This is a genomic window from Amycolatopsis sp. NPDC049868 (genome assembly GCF_044461365.1).
GTDB lineage: Bacteria > Actinomycetota > Actinomycetes > Mycobacteriales > Pseudonocardiaceae > Amycolatopsis.
The window spans coordinates 400,583-425,307 of sequence record NZ_JBITKV010000004.1; the positions used below are offsets into that span (position 1 = coordinate 400,583).

A 24,725-nucleotide genomic window follows, 5' to 3' on the forward strand; every position below is an offset into this window, starting at 1 on the left:
TGGCAGTTGGCCTTCACGGACCACACGACCTCCACTCGCGGCTCTGCAGTACCACCAGGAAATACCACCAGCCCCAGCAGTCACAGCGACCGCGCGTGAAGGCCCCCTTCCCTCGGCTCAGCCGAGGAAACTCGACCTTCACACCGTCCCCAACTACATGAAGGCCCCCTTCACTGCGTCTAGCGCAGTGAAGGGGGCCTTCATGTACTTCGAGCGAGCAAGGGCGGCGGTAGCAGGGAGGCACTGGTCCGCGCCTTTCGTGGGTTGCGGCAGTGAGGCCCATCACGTAGCGTCCCGGCCACGAACATGAAGTCGGTTCATGTTCGTGGCCGGGAGGTGCGACTCATGACGGTGAGCCGGAGGCGGGTTCTCGCGGGTGCGGCGGCGTTGCCCGTCGCGGCGGGCATGCTCGGCGTCCCGCAGGCGCAAGCGGCGTCGGCGAAGGGTTTCCCTGTCGGCGTAGGCATCTCCGACGTCACCGGACCGGCCGCCGAGAACGGCATGATGGGCTACTCGATGCCGCAGCAGCAGACCGCCGGCATCCATCTCCGCACCCGGGCGCGGGCCTTCGTGGTCGACGACGGCGCCAAGCGGATCGCCTTCGTCACCGCCGACCTCGGCGCGCTGTTCCAGTCCGTCCATCAGGGCGTGCTGCGCAAGCTCCAGGCCGAGTACGGCGACCTGTACACCGAGCAGAACGTGCTCCTCAACGCCACGCACACCCACTCCGCTTGTGGCGGGGATTCCCATTACGCCGCTTACGATCTGGCGATCCTCGGCTTCCAGCAGGAGGTCTACGACGCCGTCGTCGACGGGATCTTCGAGGCCATCGGCCGGGCGCACGCGAACCTCGCGCCCGGGTCGATCCGGCTCGGCCGCGCCGAGCTGACCAAGGCGAGCGTCAACCGCTCCCGCAAGGCCTTCGACCTGAACCCGCAGGCCGACAAGGACCATTTCCCGCAGGCGATCGACCCGGCCGTCACGGTGCTTCGGTTCAGCCAGAACGGCGTCGACGTCGGCGCGATCAGCTGGTTCGCCACGCACGGGACGTCGATGAGCAACGGCAACCACCTGATCAGCGGCGACAACAAGGGGTACGCCGCCTACGAGTGGGAGCACGACCACGCCGGCGTGCGCTACCTCGACGGGAACCCGCGGTTCGTCGCCGCGTTCCCGCAGACCAACACCGGCGACATGAGCCCGAACCTGAACCTCGAACCCGGCACACCCGAAACCGAGTTCGAGAACACCCGCACCATCGGCGACCTCCAGTTCCGCGCGGCGAAGAGCGCCTTCGACGCGGCCGCCGAGGCCGTGACGGGCGGCGTCGACCACCGGATGTGCTACGTGGACATGTCCGATGTGGCCGTCGACGCGAAGTACACCCCGAACGGGCGGCCGCAGCGCACCTGCACGGCCGCGATCGGGGTCTCGATGCTGGCGGGCAGCCGCGAGGACGGACCCGGCCTGCCGCTCCCGGAAGGGGTGAAGAACCCGTTCATCGACTGGCTCGGCGGCATCGACGCGCCGATCCCGCAGGCGCTGGCCGACGCGCACGCGCCGAAGGTGATCGCGGTGCCGTTCGGCGCGATGAAGCCGTATCCGTGGACGCCGGAGGTCCTGCCGCTGCAGCTCGTCCGGATCGGGCAGCTGCACCTCGTGGCCGTACCGGCCGAACTGACCATCGTCTCCGGGCTGCGGCTGCGCCGGACCGTCGCCGCCGAACTCGGTGTCCCGCTGGAGAACGTGCTCATCCAGGGCTACTCCAACGCTTACAGCCAATACGTGACGACGCCCGAGGAGTACGACTCGCAGCAGTACGAAGGCGCGTCGACCCTCTACGGCCGCTACACGCTTCCCGCGTACCAGCAGGAATTCGCCAAACTCGCGGCCGCGATGAAGACGGGGACATCGGTCCCGCACGGGCCGACGCCACGGGATCTGCGCGGCAAGCTGATCAACTTCCAGCCCGGCGTCGTCTTCGACAGCCCACCCGCGTTCAAGGACTTCGGTGACGTCCTGACCGACGCGAAGAGCACCTACGCGCGCGGTGACCAGGTCGCGGTCGAGTTCGTCACCGGACATCCGAAGAACGACCTCCGGCGCGGCGGCACCTTCCTGGAGATCCAGCGGCTGGTCGACGGCAAGTGGGTCCGCCACGCCGACGACGGTGACTGGGACACGAAGTACCACTGGGCGCGGACGTTCGTCGCCGAATCGAAAGCCGTCGTCCACTGGAAGATCCCCGCGAACGCCCCGATCGGCAAATATCGCGTGATCCACTTCGGAAACTGGAAGAACGGCTGGAACGGGGCGATCTCCGCGTTCAGCGGGACTTCACGGACGTTCGTCGTTTCCTGACACCGAAAGGGTCTTTCGTGCGGAAGCTCGCCGTACTCGCCATCGCCGCCGCCTTGTTCGCCGGAACCGCCGTCCCCGCCCAAGCGGCGGTCTCGGTGAAGGTCATGGCGTTCAACATCTGGCAGCTGCCGTGGATCGCCAGCCCGAACACCTCGGACAAACAAGCGCGGGCCCGAGCGGCGGAGGCCGTCATCCGCGCGAACGACGCCGACGTTGTCGTCCTGGACGAGGCCTTCAGCGCCCAGGCGGAGGAAATGCGGAACCGGCTGAAGGACGTCTGGCCGCATCAGACCCCGCTCGTAGGCCAGTACTGCTCCACGTCACCGGGCTGGACGACGGTGAACGGCAACTGCTCGAATTCCCCGATCGTGGTCAACGGCGGGGTCACCGTGCTGAGCAAGGCGCCGGTGACCGAACAGCACCAGCTGGTCTTCCGCAATTCCTACTCCGGTACCGCGGACTACCTGTCCAACAAGGGCGCCGCGCTCGCCCGCCTGGTCGTCGCCGGGAAGCCAGTCTGGATCGCGGGCACCCATATGCAGGCCGACGAGGGACCGGAGACGCTGCCGAAGGCGCACGACATCCGGATGGCGCAGCTCGGCGAGATCCGGGAACTGGTCACCAAATACGCCCCCGCCCATGAGCCGGTCGTCATCGCGGGCGACCTGAACATCGAGTACTGGGCGGGACAAGCGCGCAAGGACTCCCTCGGCCGGACCCAGGTTCAGCAAGGCGAGGCCTTCCTCGAAGGCGTTCTCCGCACGACGGGCGAAGGCGCGTACACCTTCGACGCGGTGACGAACCCCAACGCGGCGAAGTCCGTTCCGGCGACCTACCGCGACTCGCTCGACTACGTCGGAGCCGTACGCGCGGGCGGGCGGCCGCTCGCCGCTGTCGGCCCGGTACAGCTCGTGCATTACGACGGTGGCACGATTCCCTCCGACCACTACCCGGTGGTGGCCAAGATCCAATACTGAGGCCTTCATCGGGAGAATCGCCTCGAGGAGGATCATGGCATCGCTGCCAGCACGGACGAGGTACCGCTACTCGCTCGGCTCGTTCGTCACCGGCGCCTTCGGCACGGTTCCCGGCCTGCTCCTCCTGAAGTACCTCACCGACACGATGGGCGTCGCGGCGGGCGTGGCCGGCCTGATCGTGTTCGTTCCCAAAGCGTGGGACGTGCTCTTCAACCCGATCGCGGGACGGCTGTCGGACGCGGACATGGTCCGCACCGGCAGCCGCCGCCGTTTCCTGCTCTACGGCGGTATCGGCGTCGCGGTTCTCTTCGCGGCCCTGTTCGCGCATCCGGGCTTCGGCGGCCCAGTGCCCGACGCGATCTATGTCGTCGTCGTGTTCCTGTTGTGCGCCACCGCGTACGCCTTCTTTCAGGTGCCGTTCAACGCACTGCCCGCCGAACTGACGGATTCGGCCGAGGAGCGCACCAAGCTGACCAGCGTCCGGATCGGCTTCCTCGCGGTCGCCATCCTGGTCTCCGGCGGCGGCGCGCCCGCGATCACCGACCTCGTCGGCGGTGTCGCCGGCTACCGGGTCATGGGCCTGTTCATCGCGGTGGTCATCCTGCTCGCGACACTCGGCGTGTACTTCGGGCTCAAGGACGCTCCCGTCGGCGCGCTGCGGCCGAACACGGTGAGCCCGCGCGAGCTGCTCCGGACGCTCGCGCAGTGGCGGCCGTTCCGCTGGCTGCTCGGCGTCTACTTCATCCAGGCGCTCGGCATCGGCACGGTGCTGGCCGCGATCCCGTTCTTCGCCGAGCGGATCCTTGGCAGCTCCGGCTACTCGACGGTGCTGTTCGTCGGGTTCGTCGGCCCGGCGCTGCTGACCATGCCGCTGTGGCCGAGGCTCGGTGCGAGCGTGGGGAAGCTGGCCGGATTCCGGATCGCCACCGCCGCGTTCGGTGTCGGTCTTCTCGGGCTGCTGGGGGCCGAGGTGCTCCCGTTCGCCGTCACGATGGTGTTCGTCGCCTTCTGCGGGGTCGGGTACGCGGGTATCTCGGTGTTCCCGCTGGCGATCCTGCCCGACTTGATCAGCGACGAGGAGGAGCGGACCGGCGAGACGAGGGCCGGGGTCGCGGCCGGGGTCTGGACGGCGTCGGAGACGCTGGGCCTCGCGCTCGGGCCGGGGCTCTGGGGGCTGGTGCTGCAGTTCGGCGGCTATCAGTCCAGCCTCGACGCGAAGGCCGCGCAGCCGGACAGCGCGCTCACGGCGATCCTGCTCGGCGCGTCGATCCTTCCGGCCGTGCTGATCGTGCTCGGCATCCCGCTGCTGCGTAAATCGGTACTGGAGCGCAGGTCGTGACCGCCGAAGACGTCCTGGAGGAGCTGCGGGAACTGCGCGCGGGGGACCTGCCGACCCACGGCGGCCGGACGCTCGCGTACGTCTACGACAGCGGCCTGTCCGAAGTGGACGAACTCGGCGCGGCGGCGCACGCGCTCGCCTCGTCGGCCAACGGGCTCGACCCGACGGCGTTCCCGAGCCTGCTGCGAATGGAGAACGATCTCGTCGGCACCGCCGCCCGGTTGCTGGGCGGTACCGCCGAGACGGTCGGTTCGGTGACCTCGGGCGGCACGGAGTCGTGCATGCTCGCCGTCCTGGCCGCCCGTGACGCGCGCCCGGACGCGTCTTCGCCGAGCATCGTGCTGCCCACGACCGCGCACGCCGCGTTCCACAAGGCGGCGCATTTCTTCGGTGTGCGCGTCGTTTCGGTGCCGGTCGACCCGGTGAGCTTCCGCGCCGTTCCCGAGGCGATGGCCGCGGCGATCGACGACAGCACGGTGCTCGTCGTCGCGAGCGCGCCGTCGTACGCCCACGGCGTCCTCGACCCGATCCCGGAGATCGCCGCGCTGCTGGACGGCGTCCGGTTCCACGTCGACGCCTGCATCGGCGGCTGGGTGCTGCCGTATCTGGGACTCGGGCCGTTCGGCTTCGACGTCCCCGGCGTCACCAGTGTCTCGGTGGACCTGCACAAGTACGCGTACTGCCCGAAAGGCGCGTCGGTTCTCTTGCACGCCGACGCCGGACTGCGCCGTTCGCAGTACTTCGCCAGTGCGGACTGGCCCGGCTACACGATGCTGAACACCACGCTGCAGAGCACGCGGTCCGGCGGACCGCTCGCCGCGGCGTGGGCCGTCGTGCGTCATGTCGGCGAAGAGGGTTACCGGAAGCTGGCTTCGGCGGCGCGTGCGGCGGCGGTGGAGATCCGTACCGGGATCGAGGCGCTGGACGGGTTGCGGGTCCTCGGCGATCCGGTGTCGACCCTGCTCGCGTTCACCGTGGCGGACGGCGCCGGATTCGACCTGTTCACCGTCGCGGACGAGATGCGCGAGCGCGGCTGGTACGTGCAGCCGCAGTTCGCGCACGAGTCGTCACCCGCGAACCTGCATTTGACCGTGACGGCCGCGAACCGGGGGAGCGAGAAGGACTTCGTGGCCGATCTGGCCGCTTCGGTCGAGGCCGCCCGAGAGGCCGGGCCGGTCGTCGTCGACCCGGGGGTGGCCGAGTTCGTCGCCGCGCTGGATCCCGCGACGCTCACGCCGGAGCAGTTCGCCGGGCTACTGGCCGCCGCGGGCCTCGGCGGCGACGCCGGCCTGCCCACGCGGATGGCGGAGATCAACGCTCTGCTGGCCACGGCACCCGGTCCGCTGCGGGAGCGGCTGCTGCTCGAATTCCTCGGCGCGCTGTACACGGCTTCCTGAAACTCGTCTTGACGCAATCGGTCGGTTGCTATACAAAGTTATAGCAACCGATTGATTGCTACTTGAGGAGGCTGTCATGGGATTCCCCGACCGGATCGAACGCACCGTCGAGATCGCCCATCCGCCCGCGAAGGTCTGGGCCGCGCTGACCACGGCCGAAGGCCTGGGCACCTGGTTCGGGAACCAGGCCAGTATCGACCTGCGGCCCGGTGGCGACGCCGAGATGAAATGGGACGAGGGGCACAAGGCGAACATGCGCGTCGAGCGCGTCGAAGAGTCGGAGGTCTTCGGCTTCACCTGGAACATCTACGGTCTGCCGGACGACGACCCTCGTCGTACCTACGTCGAGTTCACCCTCGCCCCGAACGGCGCAGGCACGCGGCTCACCGTCGTCGAGACCGGTTTCTCCCAGCTTCCGGACGATGTCCACCGCGTCGCGTTCGAAGGGAACACGAAGGGGTGGGCGGCCGAGCTGGGCGAACTGATCGAATACCTCGATGCCGCCTGACATCGAAGCGATCGCCGAACAGGTCTTCGTCGCCTTGGCCGACCCGAGCAGGCGGAGCATCCTCGCCACGCTCGCCTCGGGCGGCCCCGCCACGGCGACCGATCTGGCCGAACGCCTGCCGATCACACGGCAGGCCATCGCGAAGCACCTCGCCCTGCTCACCGACGCCGGCCTGGTGACCCCGGAACAAGGGGAGCGGCGCCGCGTCCGCTACCGGCTGCACTCGGCGCCGATGCAGGTCGCCCAGCAGTTCCTCGCCGCGCTCGCCCGGGACTGGGACGGGCCGCTCGCGGCTCTGAAAGACCATTTGGAGGGTTCAGCATGAGTTTCACCGAGGAGTCGGCGCGATGAACACAGTGTCCGCCGCGGAATGGGAAGAAGCGCGCCTTCGGTTACTGGTCAAGGAAAAGGAGCTGACCCGCGCCCGCGACGCGCTCGCGGCCGAGCGGCGGCGGATGCCGTGGCTCGCGGTGGAGAAGCCGTACGAGTTCGAAGGCCCGTCCGGGACGGTGAACCTGCTCGATCTCTTCGAGGGGCGCCGTCAGCTGATCGTCTACCGGGCCTTCTTCGATCCCGGCGTGGAGGGTTTCCCCGGCCACGCCTGCAAGGGCTGCTCGCTCGTGGCCGACCAGGTCGCGCACGTCGCGCATCTGAACGCCCGCGACACCACGCTCGCGTTCGCCTCGCGAGGCACGCAGCCGGATATCGCGCGGCTGAAGACGCGGATGGGCTGGACGATGCCGTGGTACACGATCACCAGCGACTTCGACGTCGACTTCGGCGTCGATGAGTGGCACGGCACCAATGCCTTCATCCGTGAGGGTGACCAGGTGTTCCGGACGTACTTCGTCAACGAGCGCGGCGACGAGACGATGGGGAGTACCTGGAGCTACCTCGACATCACCGCGCTGGGGCGGCAGGAGGAGTGGGAGGACTCGCCGGAGGGCTATCCGCAGACGCCGCCGTACGAGTGGTGGAACTGGCACGACTCCTACGACGGCGCTGAGACGTCCGGAGGCTGCTGCTCGGGTAGGTGACCGACGTTGACGTCGCAAAGTCGCCAGTCACCGGGTGCCTGGCCCGGCTAGCTTTCCGACCATGACAGAGAGCAGCCTCCAGATCGTCCAGAACGCTTGGAAGGCCTTCGGTACCTACGACCCCGACCGCATAGCCGCGGTGTTCACCGAGGACGCGGAGTGGCTGGCGCCGCCGGGGAACGCGACCGCGGTCGCGCTGGGCGGGTCGGGTCACCTGGTCGGCAGGGCCGTGATCGTCCGGTTCCTGGCCGAAGACTTCCGGAAGGTGTTCGTATCGGACGTGGCCATCGAGTTCCGGGGCTTCCACGCGGCAGGCGAGACGGTGGTCGTCGAGGAGACCATGACCGCGAAACTGGCGGACGGGAGCCGGTACAGCAACGACTACTGCTTCATCTTCGAGCTGCGCCGAGGCCTGATCCACCGTGTGCGCGAGTACATGGACACCGCCGCCGGGCACCGGCAGCTGGCGGGCTTGACCTCCAGCGGAGTCGAAGTTCCACGATAGGGCCATGAAACTGGGTGTGATCCTCCCGTCCGACGATCTCCGCGTCTCCGCCCGGCAGGCCGAGGACGCCGGCCTCGACAGCGTGTTCCTCGGCGATCACCTGATGACCGGACGTCCCTCGCTCGACAGCACGATCGGGCTCGCGGTCGCCGCCGCGGTCACGACCCGGATCCGGATCGGGCTGAGCGTGTTCGTCCCGGCGATGCGGCCCTTGGCATGGGCGGCCAAGCAGATCGCCTCACTGCAACAGGTTTCGGGCGAACGGCTGATCCTCGGCATCGGCTCGGGCGGAGGAGAAGCCCAGTTCGCCGCGGCGGGGGTGCCGTTCGCCGAACGCGGCCCGCGCACCGATCAGGCGCTGCGGCTGCTGCCGGATCTGCTGGCGGGCAAGGAGGTCCGGCTCGGCACCGCCACCGTCGAATTGGCACCGGCGGTGGCGGTGCCGCCGATCTGGGTCGGCAACCGGGGCGGGCTTGTGCTCCGGCGGGTCGCGGAGCACGGCACCGGGTGGTTCCCCTCGCTCCTGTCGCCGGAAGCCGTCGCCGCCGGACGGCGACGCCTGATGGATCTCGGCGTCGCGAGCCCGGTGATCGCGGTCGGCGCCACCAGCGCGCTGGGCGGGGGCGGCGACCTGCCGTCGTCGGCGGACCTGGCGAAGGGAATCGGCGACGCCTACGGGATGCCGCTCGAGCAGGCGATCTCGCTGCCGCTGACCGGTTCCGCCGAAGCCGTCGCCGAACGGCTGGCGGCGTACCGGGAGGCGGGTGCGGCCCACGTCGTCGTCGGACTGACGGGCCCGCGCTGGGCCGACCAGGTGCGGGCACTCGGTCGGGTGAGAGCGCTGATCAGCGGGTGAAACCGGTGCTACGGTCCGCCTGATCAGGCATTTTCGATCAGGAAGGACCCGATGATGACCGCCGCGCACACCGAACACGCCGGCCATACGCACGCTCACGGTGAAGGATGCGGCCATGTCGCCGTACCTCACGGCGACCACGTCGACTACGTGCACGACGGGCACTTGCACCGCGCGCACGACGGGCATTTCGACGAGTGCGAGGCCGGTGAGCACATCCCGCACCAGGGTCACGATCACGCCCACGGCGAGGGCTGCGGTCACGTCGCGGTGCCGCACGGCGACCACGTCGACTACCTGCACGACGGCCACCGCCACGCCGCGCACGGGGACCACTACGACGACCACTGACCCGCGCCGCCCACGAGTGGTTCGCTTAAGGGGTGCGGCAAAGGTGTCGTGTCGCGAAAGCCACTTTCGCGACGTCAGATGTCTCGAAAGTGGCTTTCGCGGCACTCTTCGCAACAGCGGCGCCCGAAGTCCGTCAGTGGACGTGCACCGCTTCCCACGCCGGAAACGGGTCCGCGCCGGTCGAATCGGTGGTCAGACAGGACCGGAGCGAGTCCAGCAACGCGTCCTCCTCCAGTCCCACGCCGATGAACACGAGTTCCTGCCGCGGCGCCTCCTCGACGCCTTGCGGCTCGAACCGGGCGACCGACCCAGCCTGCGACCACAGCCCGGTCACCCCGGGCCGCGACGCCAGCGAGAAGAACCCCTTCGACCGCAGGACCGTCCCGAACTCCCCGGTGTCGAGCCGCCCGACGAAGTCCCGCAGCCGCGCCGGATCGAAAGCGAGCCCGGCGCGGAAGACCACGCTGGAGATCCCGTACTCCTCCGTTTCCGGAACGTGATCACCGTTGAGTTCCGCCACCCAGCCGGGTGCTTCCTGCGCCCGTTCGACGTCGTAGCGCCCGGTGCCGAGCACCCGGTCGAGCGGGACCCGGCCGTGTGTCGAAACGATGACCTCGGCGGCCGGGTTGAGCCGCCGCAGCACCGCCGTCAGCCGGTCGAGGGAGTCGGCCGGGACCAGGTCCGCCTTGTTCAGCAGGAGGACGTCCGCGAACTCGATCTGGTCCATCAGCAGATCGCTGACCGTCCGCTCGTCGCCGTCGTACTGGTCCAGCCCGCGTTCGGTCAGCGCGTCCCCGGCCGCCAGTTCCCGTTCGAAGTTCACCGCGTCGACCACGGTCACCATCGTGTCGAGCCGCGCGGAGTCCAGCAGGGTGGCGCCGTCCTCACGGGCGAAGGAGAACGTCGCCGCCACGGGCATCGGCTCGGAGATCCCGCTCGATTCGATCAGCAGGTAGTCGAACCGGCCGTCCTCGCACAGCCGCGAGACCTCGTCCAGGAGGTCGTCGCGCAAGGTGCAGCAGATGCAGCCGTTGGTCATCTCGACGAGCCGTTCCTCGGTGCGGGACAGGCTGTTCCCGTCCCGCACCAGCGCGGCGTCGATGTTCACCTCGCTCATGTCGTTCACGATCACCGCGACCCGAAGCCCGTCGCGGTTCGCGAGGACGTGGTTGAGCACGGTGGTCTTGCCCGCACCGAGGAATCCGGACAGCACCGTGACGGGCGTCGTCACGCCCCACCCTGGTGAAAATGCTTCATCAGCTTGCGCGGCACGAGTTTCGTCTCGCCGTTCACCTTGATCGGCACCAGATCCGGCACGGCCGCCTTCCACTGCGAACGACGGGACCGGGTGTTGCTGCGCGACATCTTCCGCTTCGGGACGGCCATTACTTCGACCCTCCGCGACGTCCGTAGCGGCGGTGGAACTTCTCGACCTGTCCGGCGCTGTCCATGATCCGCTGGTTGCCGGTCCAGAACGGATGCGACCACGAGCTGATCTCGACGTTCACCAGCGGGTAGGTGTTGCCGTCGCTCCACTCGATGGTCTGCTCCGAGGTGGCGGTGGAGCGGGTCAGGAAGGCGTCCCCGGTGGAGAGGTCCTTGAACACCACAGGGTGGTAGTCGGGGTGGATACCCGGTTTCACTGCGTTTCGTCCTTTCGGTTCGACGCGTTCACGTCGTGCTTCTCAGGGTCGGTTTCCGTGTCCTCGCACGGTTCTTCGTGCCATTCGCCGAACGGATCCGGATAGCGGAGCCATTCCTGCTCACCGGCGGCGAGCTCCTCCTCGGTCAGCAGCGCCCCGTTCAGGGCCGCTTCGATCTCGTCGGGGGTGGCCTGATCGGTGACGACGACCAGTTCCTGCGCGCGGTCGCCGAACAGCGGGTCCCAGCGCAGGGACGCGAGGGTGCGCCGTTCCGGGGAGACGTCGGCCCAATCCGGGCCGTCGGGGGCGGCGAGCCACGGTCCGGCGTGCCCGACGCCGAGGCCGCCGCCCGCGGATTCGATCCACAGCGCCATGTCCGGCTGGCTCGCCACCCAGAGCCGTCCCCGGGTGCGGACGACGCCGTCGAGCAGGACGTCGATCGCGTCGTGGAGGCGCTCCGGGTGGAACGGGCGCTGCGAGGTGAAGGTGAGCAGCCCGATCCCGCAGTCGGTGTGCAACGGCGGCTGGCCGCGCAGCAGAGGGCCGTGCATGTCGGTGACCTCGCCGCGCCGGGCGTCGGCGGGGACGGCGTCGAGCACGGTCTTCCCGTCCACGGAGGACAGTTCGACGCGGGGGATCGACGGCGCGACCCGATCGAGTACGGCCGAGGCCTTCGCCGCGGACCAGGCGTCGGTCGCCGCTCCGGCGAGGACGAGCAGATCGGCGAACTCGACCTGGGACAGCGCGACTTGCGCGACGGTCCGCTCGTCCTCGGGGCTGGCCCGCAGGTCCCGCTCGGCCAGCGTGTCGTCACCGGTGCTGTCGGCCAGCCAGCCCGCGCAGTCGACGACCGTCAGCACGGCCCGCAGGTCGACGTCCTCGATCACCGGACGCTCGCCGACGAGGACGTTGTGCAGAGCCCAGCTGACCGGCTCGGGCTCCATCGCCTCGTCGAGCCGCACCACGATCCGGCGCACCTGCGGCATCCGGGAGAGCTTGCGCAGCAACGGCAACAGGTCTTCGCGCAACGTGCACGAGACGCAGCCGTGCGCCAGTTCGAGCACCGTCAGCTGGTCGCGGTCGCCGAGCCGGATCCGCCGCCGGACCACTCCGGAGTGAATCTGCCTCAGGTCGTGATGCACGACGGCGGTGCCGGGTTCGGCGAGGCGCAGCCGCTCGGCGAGGTCGGCGTTCGGTCCCGGTGCGAGGCCACTGATCAGGACGAGGGGCACGCGGGGGTTGTCGGTCACTGAAGCTCCGGGGCGTCGAGGGCGTTCTGGTTCGGCTGTGTAGAGTAAATGAAAACGACAACCGATATCAACTCGGGAGGGTGTATGTCCGCCGTGTGCCAGGTCACCGGCCGCAAACCGGGCTACGGGAAGCAGGTGTCGCATTCGCATCGGCGCACGTCCCGGCGCTGGGAGCCGAACCTGCAGGCCAAGCGCTACTTCGTGCCGAGCGAAGGACGCTGGGTCCGGCTGCGGGTCTCGGTGAAGGGCATGAAGACCATCGACAAGCGGGGGATCGAGGCCGTCGTGGCCGAGCTCCGCGCGAAAGGGGTGAAGCTCTGATGGCCAAGAGCACCGACATCCGGCCGATCATCAAGCTCCGCTCGACCGCCGGCACCGGCTACACCTACGTCACCAAGAAGAACCGCCGGAACGACCCGGACCGCATGGTGCTGCGCAAGTACGACCCGGTCGCGCGCAAGCACGTCGAGTTCAAGGAGGAGCGCTGATGGCCAAGAAGTCCAAGATCGCCAAGAACGAGCAGCGCAAGGTCGTCGCCGCCCGCTACGTCGAACGTCGTCGCGAGCTGAAGGCCACCATCGCCGCGCCCTCCGCGTCGCCGGAGGAGAAGGCGGCCGCCGTGTCGGCCCTGCAGGCGATGCCGCGGGACGCCAGCGCGACCCGGATCCGCAATCGCGACGCCGCGGACGGCCGTCCTCGCGGCTACCTGCGGAAGTTCGGGCTCTCACGGGTCAGGATGCGGCAGATGGCGCACAACGGCGAACTGCCCGGCGTCACGAAGTCGAGCTGGTGAGCGCGATGGGCAAGCCGAACCGCGACCGTCCCTTCAAGCGCAAGACGAACCTGTTGCATGCCAACAAGATCACCGAGGTCGACTGGAAGGACGTCGATCTGCTGCGGAAGTTCATCTCCGACCGCGGCAAGATCCGCGCCCGACGGGTCACCGGGCTGACGCCCCAGCAGCAGAAACAGGTCGCCACGGCGATCAAGAACGCCCGCGAGATGGCGTTGCTGCCCTACCCCAACGCGGGGCGCTGACCCCGCCGGTCCGGGCGGTGCGACGCGCCGCCCGGACCACGGCCCTGTGGAAGAATCGGCCCCATGACGGAGAACCCCGGACAGGCCGAGGAATTCGATCCCGAACTGCTGGAGTTGTGGGCCAAGGTGTTCGGCTTCGCCCGCTCCGGCGCGACGGCCGAACTCGCCGCGTACGTCGACGCGGGAGTCTCGGCGAACCTGACCAACGACCGGGGCGACACGCTGGTCATGCTCGCCGCCTACCACGGTCACGCGGAGACCGTCGGGGCGCTGATCGACCGCGGCGCCGATCCGAACCGCGAGAACGACCGCGGCCAGAGCCCGCTCGCCGGCGCGGTCTTCAAGAACGAACCCGAGGTCGTGAAGGCGCTTCTCAAGGGCGGCGCGGACGCGACGGCGGGGGAGCCGTCGGCGATCGACGCGGCCAGGATGTTCGGCAACACCGAGCTGCTGGAGTTGCTCGAACGCTGAGGCGGTTCTCACTCGGATCGCGGTCCAGGGCACTGAATCCTTACACTGCCCCGCATGGATGACCCGCATTACCTCTCCGGCCTCGACCTGGCCGGCCGTCGTGTCGTGATGATCGGTGGCGGGACGGTCGCCCAGCGCCGCCTGCCCCGGCTGATCGGCGCCGGCGCGCGGGTCGAACTGGTCTCACCGCACACCACGCCGTCGGTGAGCGCCATGGCCGACGCCGGCGAGATCGTCTGGCACGAGCGCCGCTACACCGAGGGCGACCTCGCCGACGCCTGGTACGCGCTGGCGTGCACGAACGACCCCGAGGTCAACGCCGCCGTCTGCGCCGAGGCCGAACGCGCGCGGGTGTTCTGCGTCCGCGCCGACGACGGGGACCTCGGCAGCGCGGTCACCCCGGCTTCCGGCAGGCACGGCGGGCTCCTGGTCGGCGTGCTCTCGGGCGGTGAGCCGCTGCGGTCGGCGACCGTCCGGGACAGCGTCCTCGACGGCCTCCGTGCCGGCACCGTCGCCGACGGCCGCGTGCCGGAAGCCCGCGGCGACCTCCCCGGCGTCGCCCTCGTGGGTGGTGGTCCCGGTGACCCCGAACTGATCACCGTCCGCGGCCGCCGTCTCCTCGCCAGGGCCGACGTCGTCGTCGCCGACCGGCTGGCCCCGCGCGAACTGCTCGACGAACTCTCACCCCACGTCGAGATCGTCGACGCCGCGAAGATCCCGTACGGCCGCGCCGCCAGCCAGGACGTGATCAACTCCACCCTGATCGACCGGGCGAAGGCCGGAAAGTTCGTCGTGCGGCTCAAGGGCGGCGATCCGTACCTGTTCGGCCGCGGCTTCGAAGAAGTCCTCGCCTGCGCCGAAGCGGGCATCCCGGTGACGATGGTCCCCGGTATCACGAGCGCCTTCGCCGTCCCCGCCGCGGCGGACGTCCCGGTGACCCATCGCGGCGTCGCGCACGAGGTCGTCGTGGTGTCCGGTCACGTCGCGCCGGACGACGAGAAGTCGCTGGTGGACTGGGACCAGCTGGCGAAGATGCGCGGCACGATCGTGCTGATGATGGGCGTCGAGCGGCTTCCGCTGTTCGTCAAGGCCCTGCAGGCGGGACGGCCGGGCGACACGCCGGTGGCGATCGTCGAGGACGGCACCATGCGCACGCAGCGGGTTCTCCGCTCCACTTTGGACAAGGTGGTCGAGGACGCCGCGGCGGCCGGGGTGCGGCCGCCCGCGGTGATCGTCTTCGGCCCGGTGGCGGGGCTGGCTCAGCCCTCGTAACCGCGATCCGAGACGTAGAACCAGTCGGCTCCGTCGTCGCCAGGGGTGTCGAGATGCTCCGCGCGGACCAGCCCTGCCCGCAGCGCAACCCGCTGTGACGCGATGTTCTCCGGCCGGACACGGGCGATCACGAGGTCGTCCGGCCGGTGGACGCGGGCCCAGTCCACCGCCGCGGTGGCGGCCTCACCGGCGTACCCGGAACCCCAGGAGGCGGGGAACAGCCGGTAGAAGAGGTTCAGCACCGGGCGGCGCCGGAAGCCGACGATCTTCACCCCGCAGAATCCCAGTGTCTCCGCCGAGTCGTGGCGCCGGACGGTCCAGTATCCGAAGCCGTACCGGTTCCACTGGTGCGACCAGCGGAGTAACAGCAGCTCCGCCTCCTTACGCGTCTCCAGCAGATCCGAAGGGTTGTGCACACAGGCCTCAGGATCGGTGTGGAGGGCGAAGATCGCGTCGAGGTCTTCGGTGCCTGGACGGCGCAGGAGCAGCCGCCCGGTCCTCAGCTCCTCGGCGCCCACGGCCTGGGCCGGCGCCGGGTCAACGGTCATGGCAGCGCGCGGAGAAGTCGGCGATGGTGTCGGTCAGGCGGGTCGGGTCGAACCGCAGCTCGACCGGGCTGCGAGCCTGGACGAACTCGGCCGCCGGCATGTCCGCGGCCAGCGTGTCGGCGTCGCCGAAGGGATGGATCGGGTCGCGCTCGTGCCCGATGACCAGCGCCGGGGTCTCGATCTTGCACCGGACCGACTTGGGCGGCGCGATCCGCCCGAAGAGCACGCCGTGCAGGAGCGCGGCCATCGGCGCGGGCTGCTGGGACAGTGTGTCGGTGACGACGTCGACCCATTGATTGCCGTGCGGCACGAGTTTCGCCGCCAGCGCCACGCCCTGCACGGTCACCGGCAGGAACCGGGCGGCCATGAGCAGCGGCGCGAAGGTGATGAGCCCGGCGACGATCGCGTTGTCGAGCACGGGCATCTCGACGACCAGGCCCAGCGCGCGCTCCGGAGCCGCGACACCCACTTCGAGCGCGACGTTGGCGCCCAGCGAGGTCCCGCCGATGACGGCGGCGTCGATCTCCAGATGGTCGAGCAGCGCGACGGTCTGCTCCGCGAAGGCGGGCATCGAGTACAGCCACGAGTCGGTGGGCCGGTCCGAATCGCCGTGACCGAGCAGGTCGAGGGTCACCGCCCGGAAACCGGCCCGCGCCAGCCTGCGGGCGAGCGGGGCGTGCATCCGCCGCGTCAGCATGATGCCGTGGGTGAGCACGACCACCCGGTCGCCGGAGCCGAACTCGGTGTAGGCGAGCCGGTGACCCTCATGGGTGAAGGATCCCGACAGCTCGATCGGCCGGGAGGATCGTTCCCCTCGCCGTCCGGGGGTGGGTGCGGGCAGGTCGGCGACCGCGATGGCGCTGCTGGCCGGGCTCATATCCCACCGTCCTTCGTCGATCGTCGGTACTCACCGGTAGTACCCGCTGGTACCAGGAAAGCATCTTGTGACCACCGTGGCACAGTGGCCGTTGGCAGCCTGTCAATCACATGAGTCAAGATGACCTCATGACCGCTACAGCTGACAGTCTTCCCGATCTCGTTTCGCTCAAGGTGGAGATCGACGGGCACGTCGCCGAAGTGACGCTGCTCGGTCCGTCCAAGGGCAACGCGATGGGCCCCGATTTCTGGCGTGAGCTGCCGATCGTCTTCCGTGCGCTCGACGCGGACCCCCAGGTCAGGGCGGTCGTGCTGACCGGGAGCGGCAAACACTTCTCCTACGGGCTCGACCTGCCCGCGATGATGCCCGGCTGGGGCGAAATGCTCGGCGGCGACGCGCTCGCGGGCCCGCGGACCAAGTTCCTCGACGAGGTCCGGTCCCTCCAGGCGAGCGTGTCCTCGGTCGCGGAATGCCGCAAACCGGTCATCGCGGCCATTTCCGGCTGGTGCATCGGCGGTGGCGTCGACGTGATCGCGGCCGCGGACATCCGCCTGGCGAGCGCCGACGCGAAGTTCAGCGTGCGCGAGGTCAAGGTCGCGATCGTGGCCGACCTCGGCAGCCTTCAGCGGCTCGCGCCGATCATCGGCGAAGGACACCTGCGCGAACTGGCCCTGACCGGCAAGGACATCGACGCCGCGCGTGCGGAGAAGATCGGCCTGGTCAACGACGTCTACGCGGATCAGGACACCCTGCTGGCCGAGGCCCGCAAGCTGGCCGGTGAGATCGCCACGAACCCGCCGCTGGTCGTGCAGGGCACCAAGAACGTCCTGTCGGCCAACACCGAACGCCAGGTCGCGGACGGCCTGCGGTACGTCTCGGCCTGGAACGCGGCCTTCCTGCCCAGCAAGGACCTGGGCGAGGCCGTGCAGGCCTTCCTCGAGCGCCGCGCGCCGGAGTTCAGGGGGGAGTAAAAAGAACCGGCGGCCCAATCAGCGGACCAGGAGGACGATCGTGAGCGCTTCGGAGGCATACCGCACGTTCCGCGAGGCACGGGACTATCTACAGGCCCATCGCGAGGACTACGAAACCGCCTATCGGGACTTCGTCTGGCCCCGGCCCGCCGAGTTCAACTGGGCGCTGGACTGGTTCGACGTCGTCGCGGCCGATCCGGCCAATCAGGACCGGTACGCGCTGTGGATCGTCGAAGAGGACGGCATCGAGAACCGCTGGACCTATCCGGAGATGGCGCGGCGGTCCAACCAGGTCGCGAACTGGCTCCGCTCGCTCGGCGTGGCGAGGGGCGACCGGCTGATCCTGATGCTGGGCAACCAGGGCGAGCTGTGGCAGACCATCCTCGCCGCGATCAAACTGGGCGCCGTCATCATCCCGGCCTCGACCTTGCTCGGCCCGGCGGACCTCACCGACCGGGTCGAGCGGGGCGCGGCGAAACATGTCGTGATCCGGTCCGTCGACGCGCACAAGTTCGAGAACGTCGAGGGCGACTACACCCGCATCGCCGTCGGTGAGCCGGTCGAAGGCTGGCAGTCCTTTGTGGACGCCTACGAAGAATCGGACACCTTCACGCCCGACGGCCCGACGGCCGCGGAAGACCCGCTCCTGCTGTACTTCACCTCGGGGACCACCGCGAAGCCGAAACTGGTGCAGCACACGCAGGTCTCGTACCCGATCGGCCATCTGTCCACAATGTACTGGATCGGCCTGGAACCGGGCGACGTCCACCTCAACATCTCCTCGCCCGGCTGGGCGAAACACGCGTGGAGCAACGTCTTCGCGCCGTGGAACGCCGAGGCGACGGTGTTCCTCTACAACTACGCGCGATTCGACGCGGTCTCCCTGATGGCGCAGATGGACCGGTGCGGTATCACCAGTTTCTGCGCCCCGCCGACGGTGTGGCGGATGCTGATCCAGGCGGACCTGACCGTGCTGAAGACGCCGCCGCGCAAGGTGGTCGGCGCGGGCGAGCCGCTCAACCCCGAGGTGATCGACCAGGTCGAAAAGGCTTGGGGTGTCACGATTCGCGACGGTTTTGGGCAGACGGAGAGCAGCGTCCAGATCGCCAACACCCCCGGACAGGACGTCGTGCCGGGGTCGATGGGCCGCCCGCTGCCCGGCTTCACCGTGGCGCTCGTGGACCCCGTCACCGGCGAACGCGCGCAGGAGGGCGAGATCTGCCTCGACCTCGACCATCGACCGGTCGGGCTCATGACCGGATACGCCGACGACGAGGAACGCTCCGCCGCGGCCTTCGCGAACGGCTTCTATCACACCGGGGACGTCGGTTCGATCGACGAACGCGGCTACATCACCTACGTGGGCCGGACGGACGACGTCTTCAAGGCGTCGGACTACCGGATCTCGCCGTTCGAACTGGAAAGTGTCCTGCTCGAACACGAAGCGGTCGCCGAAGCGGCGGTCGTCCCGGCGCCCGACCCGATCCGGCTCGCGGTGCCGAAGGCCTACGTCGTCCTGACGAACGGGCACGAGCCCACGGCCGGCACCGCGGTGTCCATCCTGGCCTTCTGCCGGGAACATCTGGCCCCGTACAAGCGAATCCGGCGGCTGGAGTTCGCCGAGCTGCCGAAGACGATCTCCGGCAAGATCCGGCGGGTCGAACTGCGCGGACGCGAGAACGAAGCCGACGGGCGGCCGGCGGGGGAGTTCCGCGAGGAGGACTTCCCGCAGCTGAAGGGCTGACCTCCGACGGCGGACACACGTGATCAGGCGGACGACACACGTGATCAGGCAGTGTCGTCCGCCTGATCACGTGTGTCGTCCGTCCGATCACGCGTGACGGTCAAGGCAGGAGTGTGGGTCGAACGACCCACAGCGCGGTAACCGGAACCGCGTTAGCATCCTCGGCAGTGAATCGTTGACAACCCGTGGGGGTCACGGGTCTCACCTTCCCTGCTTTGAAAGGTGTTCCTGTCATGCGCATTCGTTTCCTCCTGCCGATGCTCGCCCTGGTGGCCGGGCTCGGTACCGCGGTGGCCACCCCGGCCGCCGCCGATCCGGGCCCGGTGACGGCGGGCGAAGTGTCCGTCGCCGACGCCTGCTACTCCTGGGGACGCACGTTGTCCGAGGGCGCGTCCGGTGAGGACGTCCGGCAACTGCAGATCCGGGTCGCCGGGTATCCCGGCTACGGTGGCGTGCTCGCCCTCGACGGCCAGTTCGGCGCGGGCACCAAGGCCGCGGTCACCCGCTTCCAGCAGGCGTACGGGCTGGCCGCGGACGGCATCGCCGGCTCGGCCACGTTCTCGAAGCTCTACGCGTTGCAGGACGACGACTGCACGCCGGTCAACTTCACCTACGCGGAACTGAACCGGTGCAACTCCGACTGGTCGGGCGGGAACGTTCCACCCGCGACGGCGAAGGCCAACGCGCTGGTCTCGATGTGGAAGCTGCAGGCGATGCGGCACGCCATGGGAGACCGGCCGATCGACGTCAACGGCGGCTTCCGCAGCGTCGCGTGCAACAACGCGGTCGGCGGCGCGACCAACAGCAGGCATCTCTACGGGGACGCGGTCGACCTCGGGGCCGGTTCGCAGGGCTTCTGCGGATTGGCGAAGCAGGCCCGCAACCACGGGTTCGCCGAGATCCTCGGCCCGGGCTACCCCGGCCACAACGATCACACGCACGTGGCACACCGGTCGACGCGGTTCTGGTCGGCGTCCTCCTGCGGAATCTGAGTCACTCCCAGCGCCACAACGACGGCGGCCGTCCTCCCTTGGGGAGGGCGGCCGCGTGTTCGGTGGTGCGCCGCAAACCGGGGACCCGCTCCATGGTCCGGCCGAGATTGGCCGGATAGGGGCGGTCCCCGGTCAGCGCTTCGGTGGCGTCCAGCGCCTGTGCCGTGGTGAAGATCGGTCCCAGCAGCCCGGCGGTGAAGGCGACGTCCCGCCACAGCCGTTCGGCCAGCATCGGGCGGCAGTCCGCGACGATCCGGTCGTGGTCGAACGCCAGCGGCGGGACTTCGTCCAGCGGCACCCACAGGACGTTCCCCGGGTCGTCGAGCGCGGGATTCACCGTGGCCCACAAGGCGATGGAGAGCGTGGGACCGCGGGGATCACGGTTCGGCTCGTCGAAGGTGGCGAGCTGTCCCGTCGCCGAGACCGCGTCGGGCGGGAGGCCGAGTTTGCCGACCACCGCCCGGCTCGCCGCCTCCCGCAGCCGTTCCCCGAGCCCGAGCAGCACCCCGGGCAGGGCGAGTTCCCCCTCGAACGGCCCGGCCGCTCGCGGCGCGATTCCCAGCAGGACATTCCGGGTGCCGGGGGCGAACCGCACCACGAGCACGTCAACGGACACCGGCGTCGACTCGATCACGCGTTGATTGTCGACCTTGCCTCCGCGACCCGGTAACCGGCCCTGTCCGGGCCGTACCCGGTGACGGCCACCGGCAGCCGCGCGCCGAACCACGCCAGCGGATCCGGCAGGTCGACGGCGGGGGAGCCGTCGCGGGGCACGACCTTCAGCCCGGTCGCGTCGAGATGGGTCACCGCGAACGCGTCCACGCCGTCGCAGGCCGCGATCGCGTAATCCAGCAAGGCCGCGTCGAGATGACCAGCCCGCCACGCGCCCTGGAACTCGCCGGTTTCGTTGTGCGTCTCGGGAAAGCGGGCGAGTACGGCGGCGGATTCCGTGGGGAGCGGCCCTGCCCCGTGCCGAGTGAGGTAGGTCCGCGTGACCCCCACGACGGTGTGCGGGCGCCCGCCCAACAGGGTGCGGGCGTTGTGCGGTGTGGTCGTCGACCAGGTCGTGTGCGGGTGGAATCCGTGGTGCTGGTCGAGGAGAACCCCCTGCGCTCCCTCGAACACCAGCCGCCCGGAATCCGCCAGCCGTCCCGTTTCGTCTCCGTCGGTGATCCGCACCGCGCCCGCGAAATCGCGGTACAGCGCCACCAGTTCGTCCACGCTGTGCGGCGGTGTGGCGAGCGGCGCGTAGAACCGCGCGAGCGCGTCCAGTTTGCGCCGCAGCACCGACGGCCGGGTGCAATCGGCGACCGTGGGCGCTTCCCCCGGCGCCCCGATCACCTCCTGGTTCTCCACCACGTCACCCGGCACGGCCCCGGGCAGCAGCGAGTACCAGACGGTCTCGCCGATGCCCTTCCCGCACGAACCGTGCCGGTTCACGCCCCGGGCCTCCTCCCTGGCCCGGTTGGCGTGGATGTGGAACGGCGTCGTGAGCAGCGCCCGGCCGTCCACGCTCAGCAGTGAGAGCGGATTCCGGACGCCCGCCGCTTCGAGCCGCCGCGCTTCCGCGGCCAGCGCGAACGGCTCCACGAGCACGAACCGGGACAGATGGGTGGGCACGCCGGCGAACGTGCCTGCCCCGAACTGGCTGAAGGTGTGGTGCCGCCCGTCCACGACGACGTTGTGCGCGGCCTGCGCGCCCCCGTTGAAGCGGACCACCGCGGTGGTGGGCCGGGCGGCGCAGAGCGCGTCGACCACCGCGCCCTTGCCTTCGTCGCCGAAGCCGAGCCCGACCACCACCACGTGACCATCCGGCAGATTCATCGCAGCACCACGTCGCTCGGCCCGCCGGCCTCGGGTACCGCCGACGTGACGACCGATTTGGTGCCCAGCTTCGCCAGCGCCTTGCCGACCGACTTGCTTTCGGCGACCGAGCCGACGTCCGCGAGATCGGCGAGCGCTCGGTCGACGTCGACGACCCGCTCTTCCAGTCCGATGGTGGCGGCGATCAGTTCGCAGACCGCGCCGGGATCGTCGAGCTTCAGGAAGTTCTGGCCGAGCAGATCACTCCAGTGCTCGCCGATCTGCGGGTCGTTGTAGTACGAAGACTGGTTCGGCAGCACGAAGTAGACGTGCCACTTGCGCGCCAGCTCCCGGTACACCGAGGCCGGGTCGATGTCCTCACGCACGTCGTCCCCGAGCACGCGGCGGATGTGGCGGGCCTCCAGCGCGGGCTTGTTCAGCTCGTCGCCGATGATGAACAGATAGCCCTTGCGGCCGCGGTTCTGCCACGCGTCGGTCACGACGTGCCGGGCCATGAAGTAGGCGGCCAGTTCGTAGGACTCGCTCTTCTGCCCGCCGCCCCCGCCTTCGAGGAAGATCGTGCGCAGCTGCTCGTCCATCCGGTTGTCCGATTCGAACTGCCCGACCTGCAAGGGAACCCGGTCGCTGTCGGCGTCGCCGATCGCGCCGAACAGCACCTGCGGATCGGCCAGGTAGCCCCGGCGCTTCAGCAGGCCGTGCAGTTTGCCGAGCTTGCCCTGCATCACCCGCGGCACCCGGCGCATCGACCCGGTGACGTCGAACAGCACCGCGATCGGCGTCGAATCGGTGTGGTCGGCCGAATCCCGGCATTCGCGCACGGCGTTCAGCGGGTCCAGCGCGGGCGCGACCTTCCATTCTTTCGCGGGTTTGGAGCGGAGATCGGCGGTGTAGCCGAAATCGTCCTCGCCCGTGGCCGCGCGGAAGGTCTTCGCCGCGGCGTAGGCGTTGTCGTCCCAGTGTCCGTGTCCCATGGTCAGGCTCCTGTCTCGGGGATGATGAACGGTCGGAAGGTGCGAGGGCCGTACAGATCGGCGAGCAGTTCGTCGTACTCGTCGAGCAGATCGGCGGCCTCGGGTCGCTGTGCCGGGATCTCCTGAAGACACCACTTGGCGAACTCGCGCTGGCGGGTTTCGCCTGGTGACAGGAGATCCAGCATCATGCGGTGGAGCATGTGGACGTCGGTGGCCGCGGTCATCGGCAGTCCTTTGTGGACTTCCGGTGGGTAGTGGACGGATTTGTCCGCCGCCAGCGGGAGCGCACCGTCTTGGACGGCGAAGGACCAGCCGACGAGGACGATGCCGTGCTGTCCGGGGTGGACGAGCACGTTGTCCGCGGTGAGATGGCCGTGGACGACACCCGCGCGATGCGCGCCTGCCACGGCACGCAGGAGGCGACGGTGCATCCAGGCGTAGTCGCGGCCGTCGAGCCCGCCGGGGAAGGCCTTCCCGACGTCGGCGAGGGTGATGAAGCCGTCGACGAGCGGATCGAGAACGCTGAACGCGCGGTCGCCCCTCGCGACCGGCCCCGACGTGTCGAGCAACCGCGGGTAGTAGGGACGGAGCCAGCGGTGCCGTTCGGTGAAGCCGTCGAGCGCGCGCAACGCTTCCCATTCGGCGTGGATCAGCGGGTTGAGCGCCGGATCGCGGGCGAGTTTGACCAGATGCGGTCCGGTGGTCCGGTAGGTCGTGGCGACACTGCCCACCGCGTGCGGCGCGACGAGGGGGTAGGCCGACGTCGCCGTGGTGACCGTCTGCCGCCGGGCCCGCTTCCACTCGTCGTGGAGGCGGTTGAGCGTGGCGGCCGCGCGGTGGGCCCGCGCGTCGCCGGGGTTGCGGTCGGGGTGGAGCACGGCCGCCAGTTCGCGGTAGCGATGGCGGGCGAACAGCGCGGCCGCGTCGGCCGTGTTCTCGACCATCGTCACGGCTTCTTCCCTGGTGAGCATAGTTTGAGTCTAGACGACTCTTACTTCTGATGGCAAGCGGGTTCCGCCGCCCCTGAAGTACATGAAGGCCCCCTTCCTTGCGTCAGGCGCAAGGAAGGGGGCCTTGGTTCCAGCTGTCCTTACCGCTCAGGAGCCCGGAAGCTCAGGTGCGGGTCGCCTCGATCTGGCGCTCGTCCTCGGTCGAGCAGCTCGTCACCGGATCGTTCGGCCCGCTCCCGCAGGTCCAGGCCCCGACGACGACCGGGCCCGGACCCTGCGGTGACGCCGCTTCGGCCGGAGTCAGCTTGGCGAAGTAGTCCTTGAGTACTTGTGCCGCTTCGGCACAGTCGGTCTTGCCGCGGACGACGACCTTGTTCTTCGCGCCCTGGAATCCGGTGACCTCCCCGCAGGGTGAACCGGCGAGGGCCTGGTCGGCCGCCGGAGCCGAGGAGGGCGACGGCGCGGCCGCGGGGGCGGGATCGGCGCCGCAACCGCTCAGCAGGACTACGGCGAGCGCGGCGGGAAGCACGGAGAGGCTCTTCATGGGCCCTTCTTCTCGGGGATGGTTCATTCGACGGGAACGACGGCGGCGAACACGTTCTGCTCGCCCTTGCTGCAACTGGTACCGCCTTGGGCGGCGGGAGCGCCGGAAACGCACAGCCAGCCGTCCACGGTCTCGCTGACCGGCTCGTCCGAACCCGCGGACTGCCGCCCGGCGATCCTCTTGTGGAACGAGTCGACGATCCCGGTCGCCTCCGCGCAGGAGACGCCCGGCCCGTTGAGCACCTGCAAGGTCAGCCCGCTCGCCGCGGTCACCGTTCCACAGGAACCCTGTACCGGTTC

At 69.4% G+C, this 24,725-nt stretch carries 31 protein-coding genes; 19 read left to right on the forward strand and 12 right to left on the reverse strand.

All coding sequences use genetic code 11. From position 1 onward, the window contains the following. Positions 1 to 345 precede the first annotated feature (345 nt). The 10 genes from ACIBTM_RS20300 to ACIBTM_RS20345 all read left to right on the forward strand — a co-directional run bounded on the left by ACIBTM_RS20300 (position 346) and on the right by ACIBTM_RS20345 (position 9,331). A complete protein-coding gene (locus ACIBTM_RS20300) occupies positions 346 to 2,361 on the forward strand; it encodes a neutral/alkaline ceramidase (RefSeq protein WP_395878611.1) in 2,016 nt (671 codons plus the stop codon). A 17-nt stretch (positions 2,362 to 2,378) separates the two neighbouring features. Beyond that, entirely contained in the window at positions 2,379 to 3,338 is a 960-nt protein-coding gene (locus ACIBTM_RS20305) for a sphingomyelin phosphodiesterase (protein ID WP_395878612.1), read from the forward strand. A 34-nt stretch (positions 3,339 to 3,372) separates the two neighbouring features. Next, the gene (locus ACIBTM_RS20310; RefSeq protein ID WP_395878613.1) at positions 3,373 to 4,677 is read left to right on the forward strand and encodes an MFS transporter; all 1,305 of its coding nucleotides are present in this window, start codon (positions 3,373 to 3,375) and stop codon (positions 4,675 to 4,677) included. Next, positions 4,674 to 6,074, forward strand: a complete 1,401-nt coding sequence (locus ACIBTM_RS20315; RefSeq protein WP_395878614.1) for a pyridoxal phosphate-dependent decarboxylase family protein — start codon at positions 4,674 to 4,676, stop codon at positions 6,072 to 6,074. The genes ACIBTM_RS20310 and ACIBTM_RS20315 overlap by 4 nt, the downstream gene beginning before the upstream one ends. 76 nt (positions 6,075 to 6,150) lie before the next feature. Then, a complete protein-coding gene (locus ACIBTM_RS20320) occupies positions 6,151 to 6,582 on the forward strand; it encodes an SRPBCC domain-containing protein (RefSeq protein ID WP_395878615.1) in 432 nt (143 codons plus the stop codon). Then, positions 6,572 to 6,907: a helix-turn-helix transcriptional regulator gene (locus ACIBTM_RS20325; RefSeq protein WP_016334049.1), complete on the forward strand. Its 336-nt coding sequence runs from the start codon at positions 6,572 to 6,574 to the stop codon at positions 6,905 to 6,907. The genes ACIBTM_RS20320 and ACIBTM_RS20325 overlap by 11 nt, the downstream gene beginning before the upstream one ends. 22 nt (positions 6,908 to 6,929) lie before the next feature. Next, the gene (locus tag ACIBTM_RS20330; protein WP_395878616.1) at positions 6,930 to 7,619 is read left to right on the forward strand and encodes a DUF899 domain-containing protein; all 690 of its coding nucleotides are present in this window, start codon (positions 6,930 to 6,932) and stop codon (positions 7,617 to 7,619) included. Between the two features lie 61 nt (positions 7,620 to 7,680). Further along, positions 7,681 to 8,124, forward strand: coding sequence for a nuclear transport factor 2 family protein (locus ACIBTM_RS20335; RefSeq protein WP_395878617.1), 444 nt, complete (start codon positions 7,681 to 7,683; stop codon positions 8,122 to 8,124). A gap of 4 nt (positions 8,125 to 8,128) precedes the next feature. After that, a complete protein-coding gene (locus ACIBTM_RS20340; protein ID WP_395878618.1) occupies positions 8,129 to 8,980 on the forward strand; it encodes an LLM class flavin-dependent oxidoreductase in 852 nt (283 codons plus the stop codon). Between the two features lie 54 nt (positions 8,981 to 9,034). Continuing rightward, positions 9,035 to 9,331, forward strand: coding sequence for a hypothetical protein (locus ACIBTM_RS20345; RefSeq protein ID WP_395878619.1), 297 nt, complete (start codon positions 9,035 to 9,037; stop codon positions 9,329 to 9,331). A gap of 133 nt (positions 9,332 to 9,464) precedes the next feature. Here the strand turns inward: ACIBTM_RS20345 and ACIBTM_RS20350 are convergent, their stop codons facing one another. From ACIBTM_RS20350 to mrf, 4 genes are read right to left on the reverse strand one after another with little or no spacing between them, the layout of a single operon-like run. Beyond that, positions 9,465 to 10,562, reverse strand: a complete 1,098-nt coding sequence (locus ACIBTM_RS20350; RefSeq protein ID WP_395878620.1) for a GTP-binding protein — start codon at positions 10,560 to 10,562, stop codon at positions 9,465 to 9,467. Continuing rightward, the gene (gene rpmF, locus ACIBTM_RS20355; RefSeq protein WP_038514106.1) at positions 10,559 to 10,717 is read right to left on the reverse strand and encodes a 50S ribosomal protein L32; all 159 of its coding nucleotides are present in this window, start codon (positions 10,715 to 10,717) and stop codon (positions 10,559 to 10,561) included. The genes ACIBTM_RS20350 and rpmF overlap by 4 nt, the downstream gene beginning before the upstream one ends. Beyond that, positions 10,717 to 10,974 (reverse strand): type B 50S ribosomal protein L31, encoded by a 258-nt coding sequence (locus ACIBTM_RS20360; protein WP_034306403.1) that lies wholly within the window; start codon positions 10,972 to 10,974, stop codon positions 10,717 to 10,719. Before ACIBTM_RS20360 ends, rpmF begins: the two co-directional genes overlap by 1 nt. Beyond that, positions 10,971 to 12,224 carry a ribosome hibernation factor-recruiting GTPase MRF gene (mrf, locus tag ACIBTM_RS20365; protein WP_395878621.1) on the reverse strand — a complete coding sequence of 418 codons (1,254 nt, stop codon included), beginning with the start codon at positions 12,222 to 12,224 and terminating at the stop codon, positions 10,971 to 10,973. Before mrf ends, ACIBTM_RS20360 begins: the two co-directional genes overlap by 4 nt. A gap of 84 nt (positions 12,225 to 12,308) precedes the next feature. On the opposite strand from mrf, the gene rpmB reads away from it, so the two are divergent. The 6 genes from rpmB to cobA all read left to right on the forward strand — a co-directional run bounded on the left by rpmB (position 12,309) and on the right by cobA (position 15,005). Then, a complete protein-coding gene (gene rpmB, locus ACIBTM_RS20370) occupies positions 12,309 to 12,545 on the forward strand; it encodes a 50S ribosomal protein L28 (RefSeq protein WP_005149951.1) in 237 nt (78 codons plus the stop codon). Further along, on the forward strand, positions 12,545 to 12,712 hold the full coding sequence (gene rpmG / locus ACIBTM_RS20375) for a 50S ribosomal protein L33 (protein ID WP_005149953.1): 168 nt from the start codon (positions 12,545 to 12,547) through the stop codon (positions 12,710 to 12,712). Before rpmB ends, rpmG begins: the two co-directional genes overlap by 1 nt. Beyond that, complete coding sequence (rpsN, locus tag ACIBTM_RS20380; protein ID WP_395878622.1) at positions 12,712 to 13,017, forward strand: 30S ribosomal protein S14; 306 nt, start codon at positions 12,712 to 12,714, stop codon at positions 13,015 to 13,017. Before rpmG ends, rpsN begins: the two co-directional genes overlap by 1 nt. Further along, positions 13,014 to 13,262, forward strand: a complete 249-nt coding sequence (rpsR, locus tag ACIBTM_RS20385) for a 30S ribosomal protein S18 (protein WP_395878623.1) — start codon at positions 13,014 to 13,016, stop codon at positions 13,260 to 13,262. The genes rpsN and rpsR overlap by 4 nt, the downstream gene beginning before the upstream one ends. A 63-nt stretch (positions 13,263 to 13,325) precedes the next feature. Next, positions 13,326 to 13,733 carry an ankyrin repeat domain-containing protein gene (locus ACIBTM_RS20390; protein WP_395878624.1) on the forward strand — a complete coding sequence of 136 codons (408 nt, stop codon included), beginning with the start codon at positions 13,326 to 13,328 and terminating at the stop codon, positions 13,731 to 13,733. A 54-nt stretch (positions 13,734 to 13,787) separates the two neighbouring features. Next, positions 13,788 to 15,005, forward strand: a complete 1,218-nt coding sequence (gene cobA, locus ACIBTM_RS20395; RefSeq protein WP_395878625.1) for a uroporphyrinogen-III C-methyltransferase — start codon at positions 13,788 to 13,790, stop codon at positions 15,003 to 15,005. On the opposite strand, the gene ACIBTM_RS20400 is transcribed toward cobA, so the two are convergent. Together ACIBTM_RS20400 and ACIBTM_RS20405 are read right to left on the reverse strand one after the other, a co-directional pair. Continuing rightward, complete coding sequence (locus tag ACIBTM_RS20400; protein ID WP_395878626.1) at positions 14,993 to 15,553, reverse strand: GNAT family N-acetyltransferase; 561 nt, start codon at positions 15,551 to 15,553, stop codon at positions 14,993 to 14,995. The genes cobA and ACIBTM_RS20400 overlap by 13 nt on opposite strands. Next, positions 15,543 to 16,430 (reverse strand): alpha/beta fold hydrolase, encoded by an 888-nt coding sequence (locus ACIBTM_RS20405; RefSeq protein ID WP_395878627.1) that lies wholly within the window; start codon positions 16,428 to 16,430, stop codon positions 15,543 to 15,545. The genes ACIBTM_RS20400 and ACIBTM_RS20405 overlap by 11 nt, the downstream gene beginning before the upstream one ends. Positions 16,431 to 16,558: 128 nt before the next feature. Between ACIBTM_RS20405 and ACIBTM_RS20410 the strand changes: the two genes are divergently transcribed. The 3 genes from ACIBTM_RS20410 (at position 16,559) to ACIBTM_RS20420 (ending at position 20,137) form a co-directional block, all read left to right on the forward strand. Continuing rightward, on the forward strand, positions 16,559 to 17,401 hold the full coding sequence (locus ACIBTM_RS20410; RefSeq protein WP_395878628.1) for a crotonase/enoyl-CoA hydratase family protein: 843 nt from the start codon (positions 16,559 to 16,561) through the stop codon (positions 17,399 to 17,401). A gap of 40 nt (positions 17,402 to 17,441) precedes the next feature. Beyond that, the gene (locus ACIBTM_RS20415) at positions 17,442 to 19,145 is read left to right on the forward strand and encodes an AMP-binding protein (RefSeq protein WP_395878629.1); all 1,704 of its coding nucleotides are present in this window, start codon (positions 17,442 to 17,444) and stop codon (positions 19,143 to 19,145) included. 233 nt (positions 19,146 to 19,378) lie between these two features. Next, positions 19,379 to 20,137 carry a D-Ala-D-Ala carboxypeptidase family metallohydrolase gene (locus tag ACIBTM_RS20420; RefSeq protein WP_395878630.1) on the forward strand — a complete coding sequence of 253 codons (759 nt, stop codon included), beginning with the start codon at positions 19,379 to 19,381 and terminating at the stop codon, positions 20,135 to 20,137. 1 nt (position 20,138) lies between these two features. Here the strand turns inward: ACIBTM_RS20420 and ACIBTM_RS20425 are convergent, their stop codons facing one another. The 6 genes from ACIBTM_RS20425 to ACIBTM_RS20450 all read right to left on the reverse strand — a co-directional run bounded on the left by ACIBTM_RS20425 (position 20,139) and on the right by ACIBTM_RS20450 (position 24,698). Beyond that, complete coding sequence (locus tag ACIBTM_RS20425) at positions 20,139 to 20,771, reverse strand: NUDIX domain-containing protein (protein ID WP_395878631.1); 633 nt, start codon at positions 20,769 to 20,771, stop codon at positions 20,139 to 20,141. Beyond that, positions 20,768 to 21,961: an adenylosuccinate synthetase gene (locus ACIBTM_RS20430; protein ID WP_395878632.1), complete on the reverse strand. Its 1,194-nt coding sequence runs from the start codon at positions 21,959 to 21,961 to the stop codon at positions 20,768 to 20,770. The genes ACIBTM_RS20425 and ACIBTM_RS20430 overlap by 4 nt, the downstream gene beginning before the upstream one ends. Continuing rightward, complete coding sequence (locus ACIBTM_RS20435; RefSeq protein ID WP_395878633.1) at positions 21,958 to 22,932, reverse strand: hypothetical protein; 975 nt, start codon at positions 22,930 to 22,932, stop codon at positions 21,958 to 21,960. Before ACIBTM_RS20435 ends, ACIBTM_RS20430 begins: the two co-directional genes overlap by 4 nt. 2 nt (positions 22,933 to 22,934) lie before the next feature. Continuing rightward, positions 22,935 to 23,903 carry an adenylate cyclase gene (locus tag ACIBTM_RS20440; RefSeq protein WP_395878634.1) on the reverse strand — a complete coding sequence of 323 codons (969 nt, stop codon included), beginning with the start codon at positions 23,901 to 23,903 and terminating at the stop codon, positions 22,935 to 22,937. A gap of 142 nt (positions 23,904 to 24,045) precedes the next feature. Then, a complete protein-coding gene (locus ACIBTM_RS20445; protein WP_395878635.1) occupies positions 24,046 to 24,426 on the reverse strand; it encodes a hypothetical protein in 381 nt (126 codons plus the stop codon). Between the two features lie 23 nt (positions 24,427 to 24,449). Continuing rightward, positions 24,450 to 24,698, reverse strand: a complete 249-nt coding sequence (locus ACIBTM_RS20450) for a hypothetical protein (RefSeq protein WP_395878636.1) — start codon at positions 24,696 to 24,698, stop codon at positions 24,450 to 24,452. Between the last annotated feature and the right edge of the window lie 27 nt (positions 24,699 to 24,725).

Excerpts from the sequence above, each read along its gene's own strand:
- ACIBTM_RS20300 (WP_395878611.1), top strand. The coding sequence starts at position 346 with ATGACGGTGAGCCGGAGGCGGGTTCTCGCGGGTGCGGCGGCGTTGCCC.
- ACIBTM_RS20310 (WP_395878613.1), top strand. The coding sequence starts at position 3,373 with ATGGCATCGCTGCCAGCACGGACGAGGTACCGCTACTCGCTCGGCTCG.
- ACIBTM_RS20320 (WP_395878615.1), top strand. The coding sequence starts at position 6,151 with ATGGGATTCCCCGACCGGATCGAACGCACCGTCGAGATCGCCCATCCG.
- ACIBTM_RS20325 (WP_016334049.1), top strand. The coding sequence starts at position 6,572 with ATGCCGCCTGACATCGAAGCGATCGCCGAACAGGTCTTCGTCGCCTTG.
- ACIBTM_RS20330 (WP_395878616.1), top strand. The coding sequence starts at position 6,930 with ATGAACACAGTGTCCGCCGCGGAATGGGAAGAAGCGCGCCTTCGGTTA.
- ACIBTM_RS20335 (WP_395878617.1), top strand. The coding sequence starts at position 7,681 with ATGACAGAGAGCAGCCTCCAGATCGTCCAGAACGCTTGGAAGGCCTTC.
- ACIBTM_RS20340 (WP_395878618.1), top strand. The coding sequence starts at position 8,129 with ATGAAACTGGGTGTGATCCTCCCGTCCGACGATCTCCGCGTCTCCGCC.
- ACIBTM_RS20345 (WP_395878619.1), top strand. The coding sequence starts at position 9,035 with ATGACCGCCGCGCACACCGAACACGCCGGCCATACGCACGCTCACGGT.
- rpmF (WP_038514106.1), bottom strand. The coding sequence starts at position 10,717 with ATGGCCGTCCCGAAGCGGAAGATGTCGCGCAGCAACACCCGGTCCCGT.
- rpmB (WP_005149951.1), top strand. The coding sequence starts at position 12,309 with ATGTCCGCCGTGTGCCAGGTCACCGGCCGCAAACCGGGCTACGGGAAG.
- rpmG (WP_005149953.1), top strand. The coding sequence starts at position 12,545 with ATGGCCAAGAGCACCGACATCCGGCCGATCATCAAGCTCCGCTCGACC.
- rpsN (WP_395878622.1), top strand. The coding sequence starts at position 12,712 with ATGGCCAAGAAGTCCAAGATCGCCAAGAACGAGCAGCGCAAGGTCGTC.
- ACIBTM_RS20390 (WP_395878624.1), top strand. The coding sequence starts at position 13,326 with ATGACGGAGAACCCCGGACAGGCCGAGGAATTCGATCCCGAACTGCTG.
- cobA (WP_395878625.1), top strand. The coding sequence starts at position 13,788 with ATGGATGACCCGCATTACCTCTCCGGCCTCGACCTGGCCGGCCGTCGT.
- ACIBTM_RS20400 (WP_395878626.1), bottom strand. The coding sequence starts at position 15,553 with ATGACCGTTGACCCGGCGCCGGCCCAGGCCGTGGGCGCCGAGGAGCTG.
- ACIBTM_RS20405 (WP_395878627.1), bottom strand. The coding sequence starts at position 16,430 with ATGAGCCCGGCCAGCAGCGCCATCGCGGTCGCCGACCTGCCCGCACCC.
- ACIBTM_RS20410 (WP_395878628.1), top strand. The coding sequence starts at position 16,559 with ATGACCGCTACAGCTGACAGTCTTCCCGATCTCGTTTCGCTCAAGGTG.
- ACIBTM_RS20420 (WP_395878630.1), top strand. The coding sequence starts at position 19,379 with ATGCGCATTCGTTTCCTCCTGCCGATGCTCGCCCTGGTGGCCGGGCTC.
- ACIBTM_RS20430 (WP_395878632.1), bottom strand. The coding sequence starts at position 21,961 with ATGAATCTGCCGGATGGTCACGTGGTGGTGGTCGGGCTCGGCTTCGGC.
- ACIBTM_RS20435 (WP_395878633.1), bottom strand. The coding sequence starts at position 22,932 with ATGGGACACGGACACTGGGACGACAACGCCTACGCCGCGGCGAAGACC.
- ACIBTM_RS20440 (WP_395878634.1), bottom strand. The coding sequence starts at position 23,903 with ATGCTCACCAGGGAAGAAGCCGTGACGATGGTCGAGAACACGGCCGAC.
- ACIBTM_RS20445 (WP_395878635.1), bottom strand. The coding sequence starts at position 24,426 with ATGAAGAGCCTCTCCGTGCTTCCCGCCGCGCTCGCCGTAGTCCTGCTG.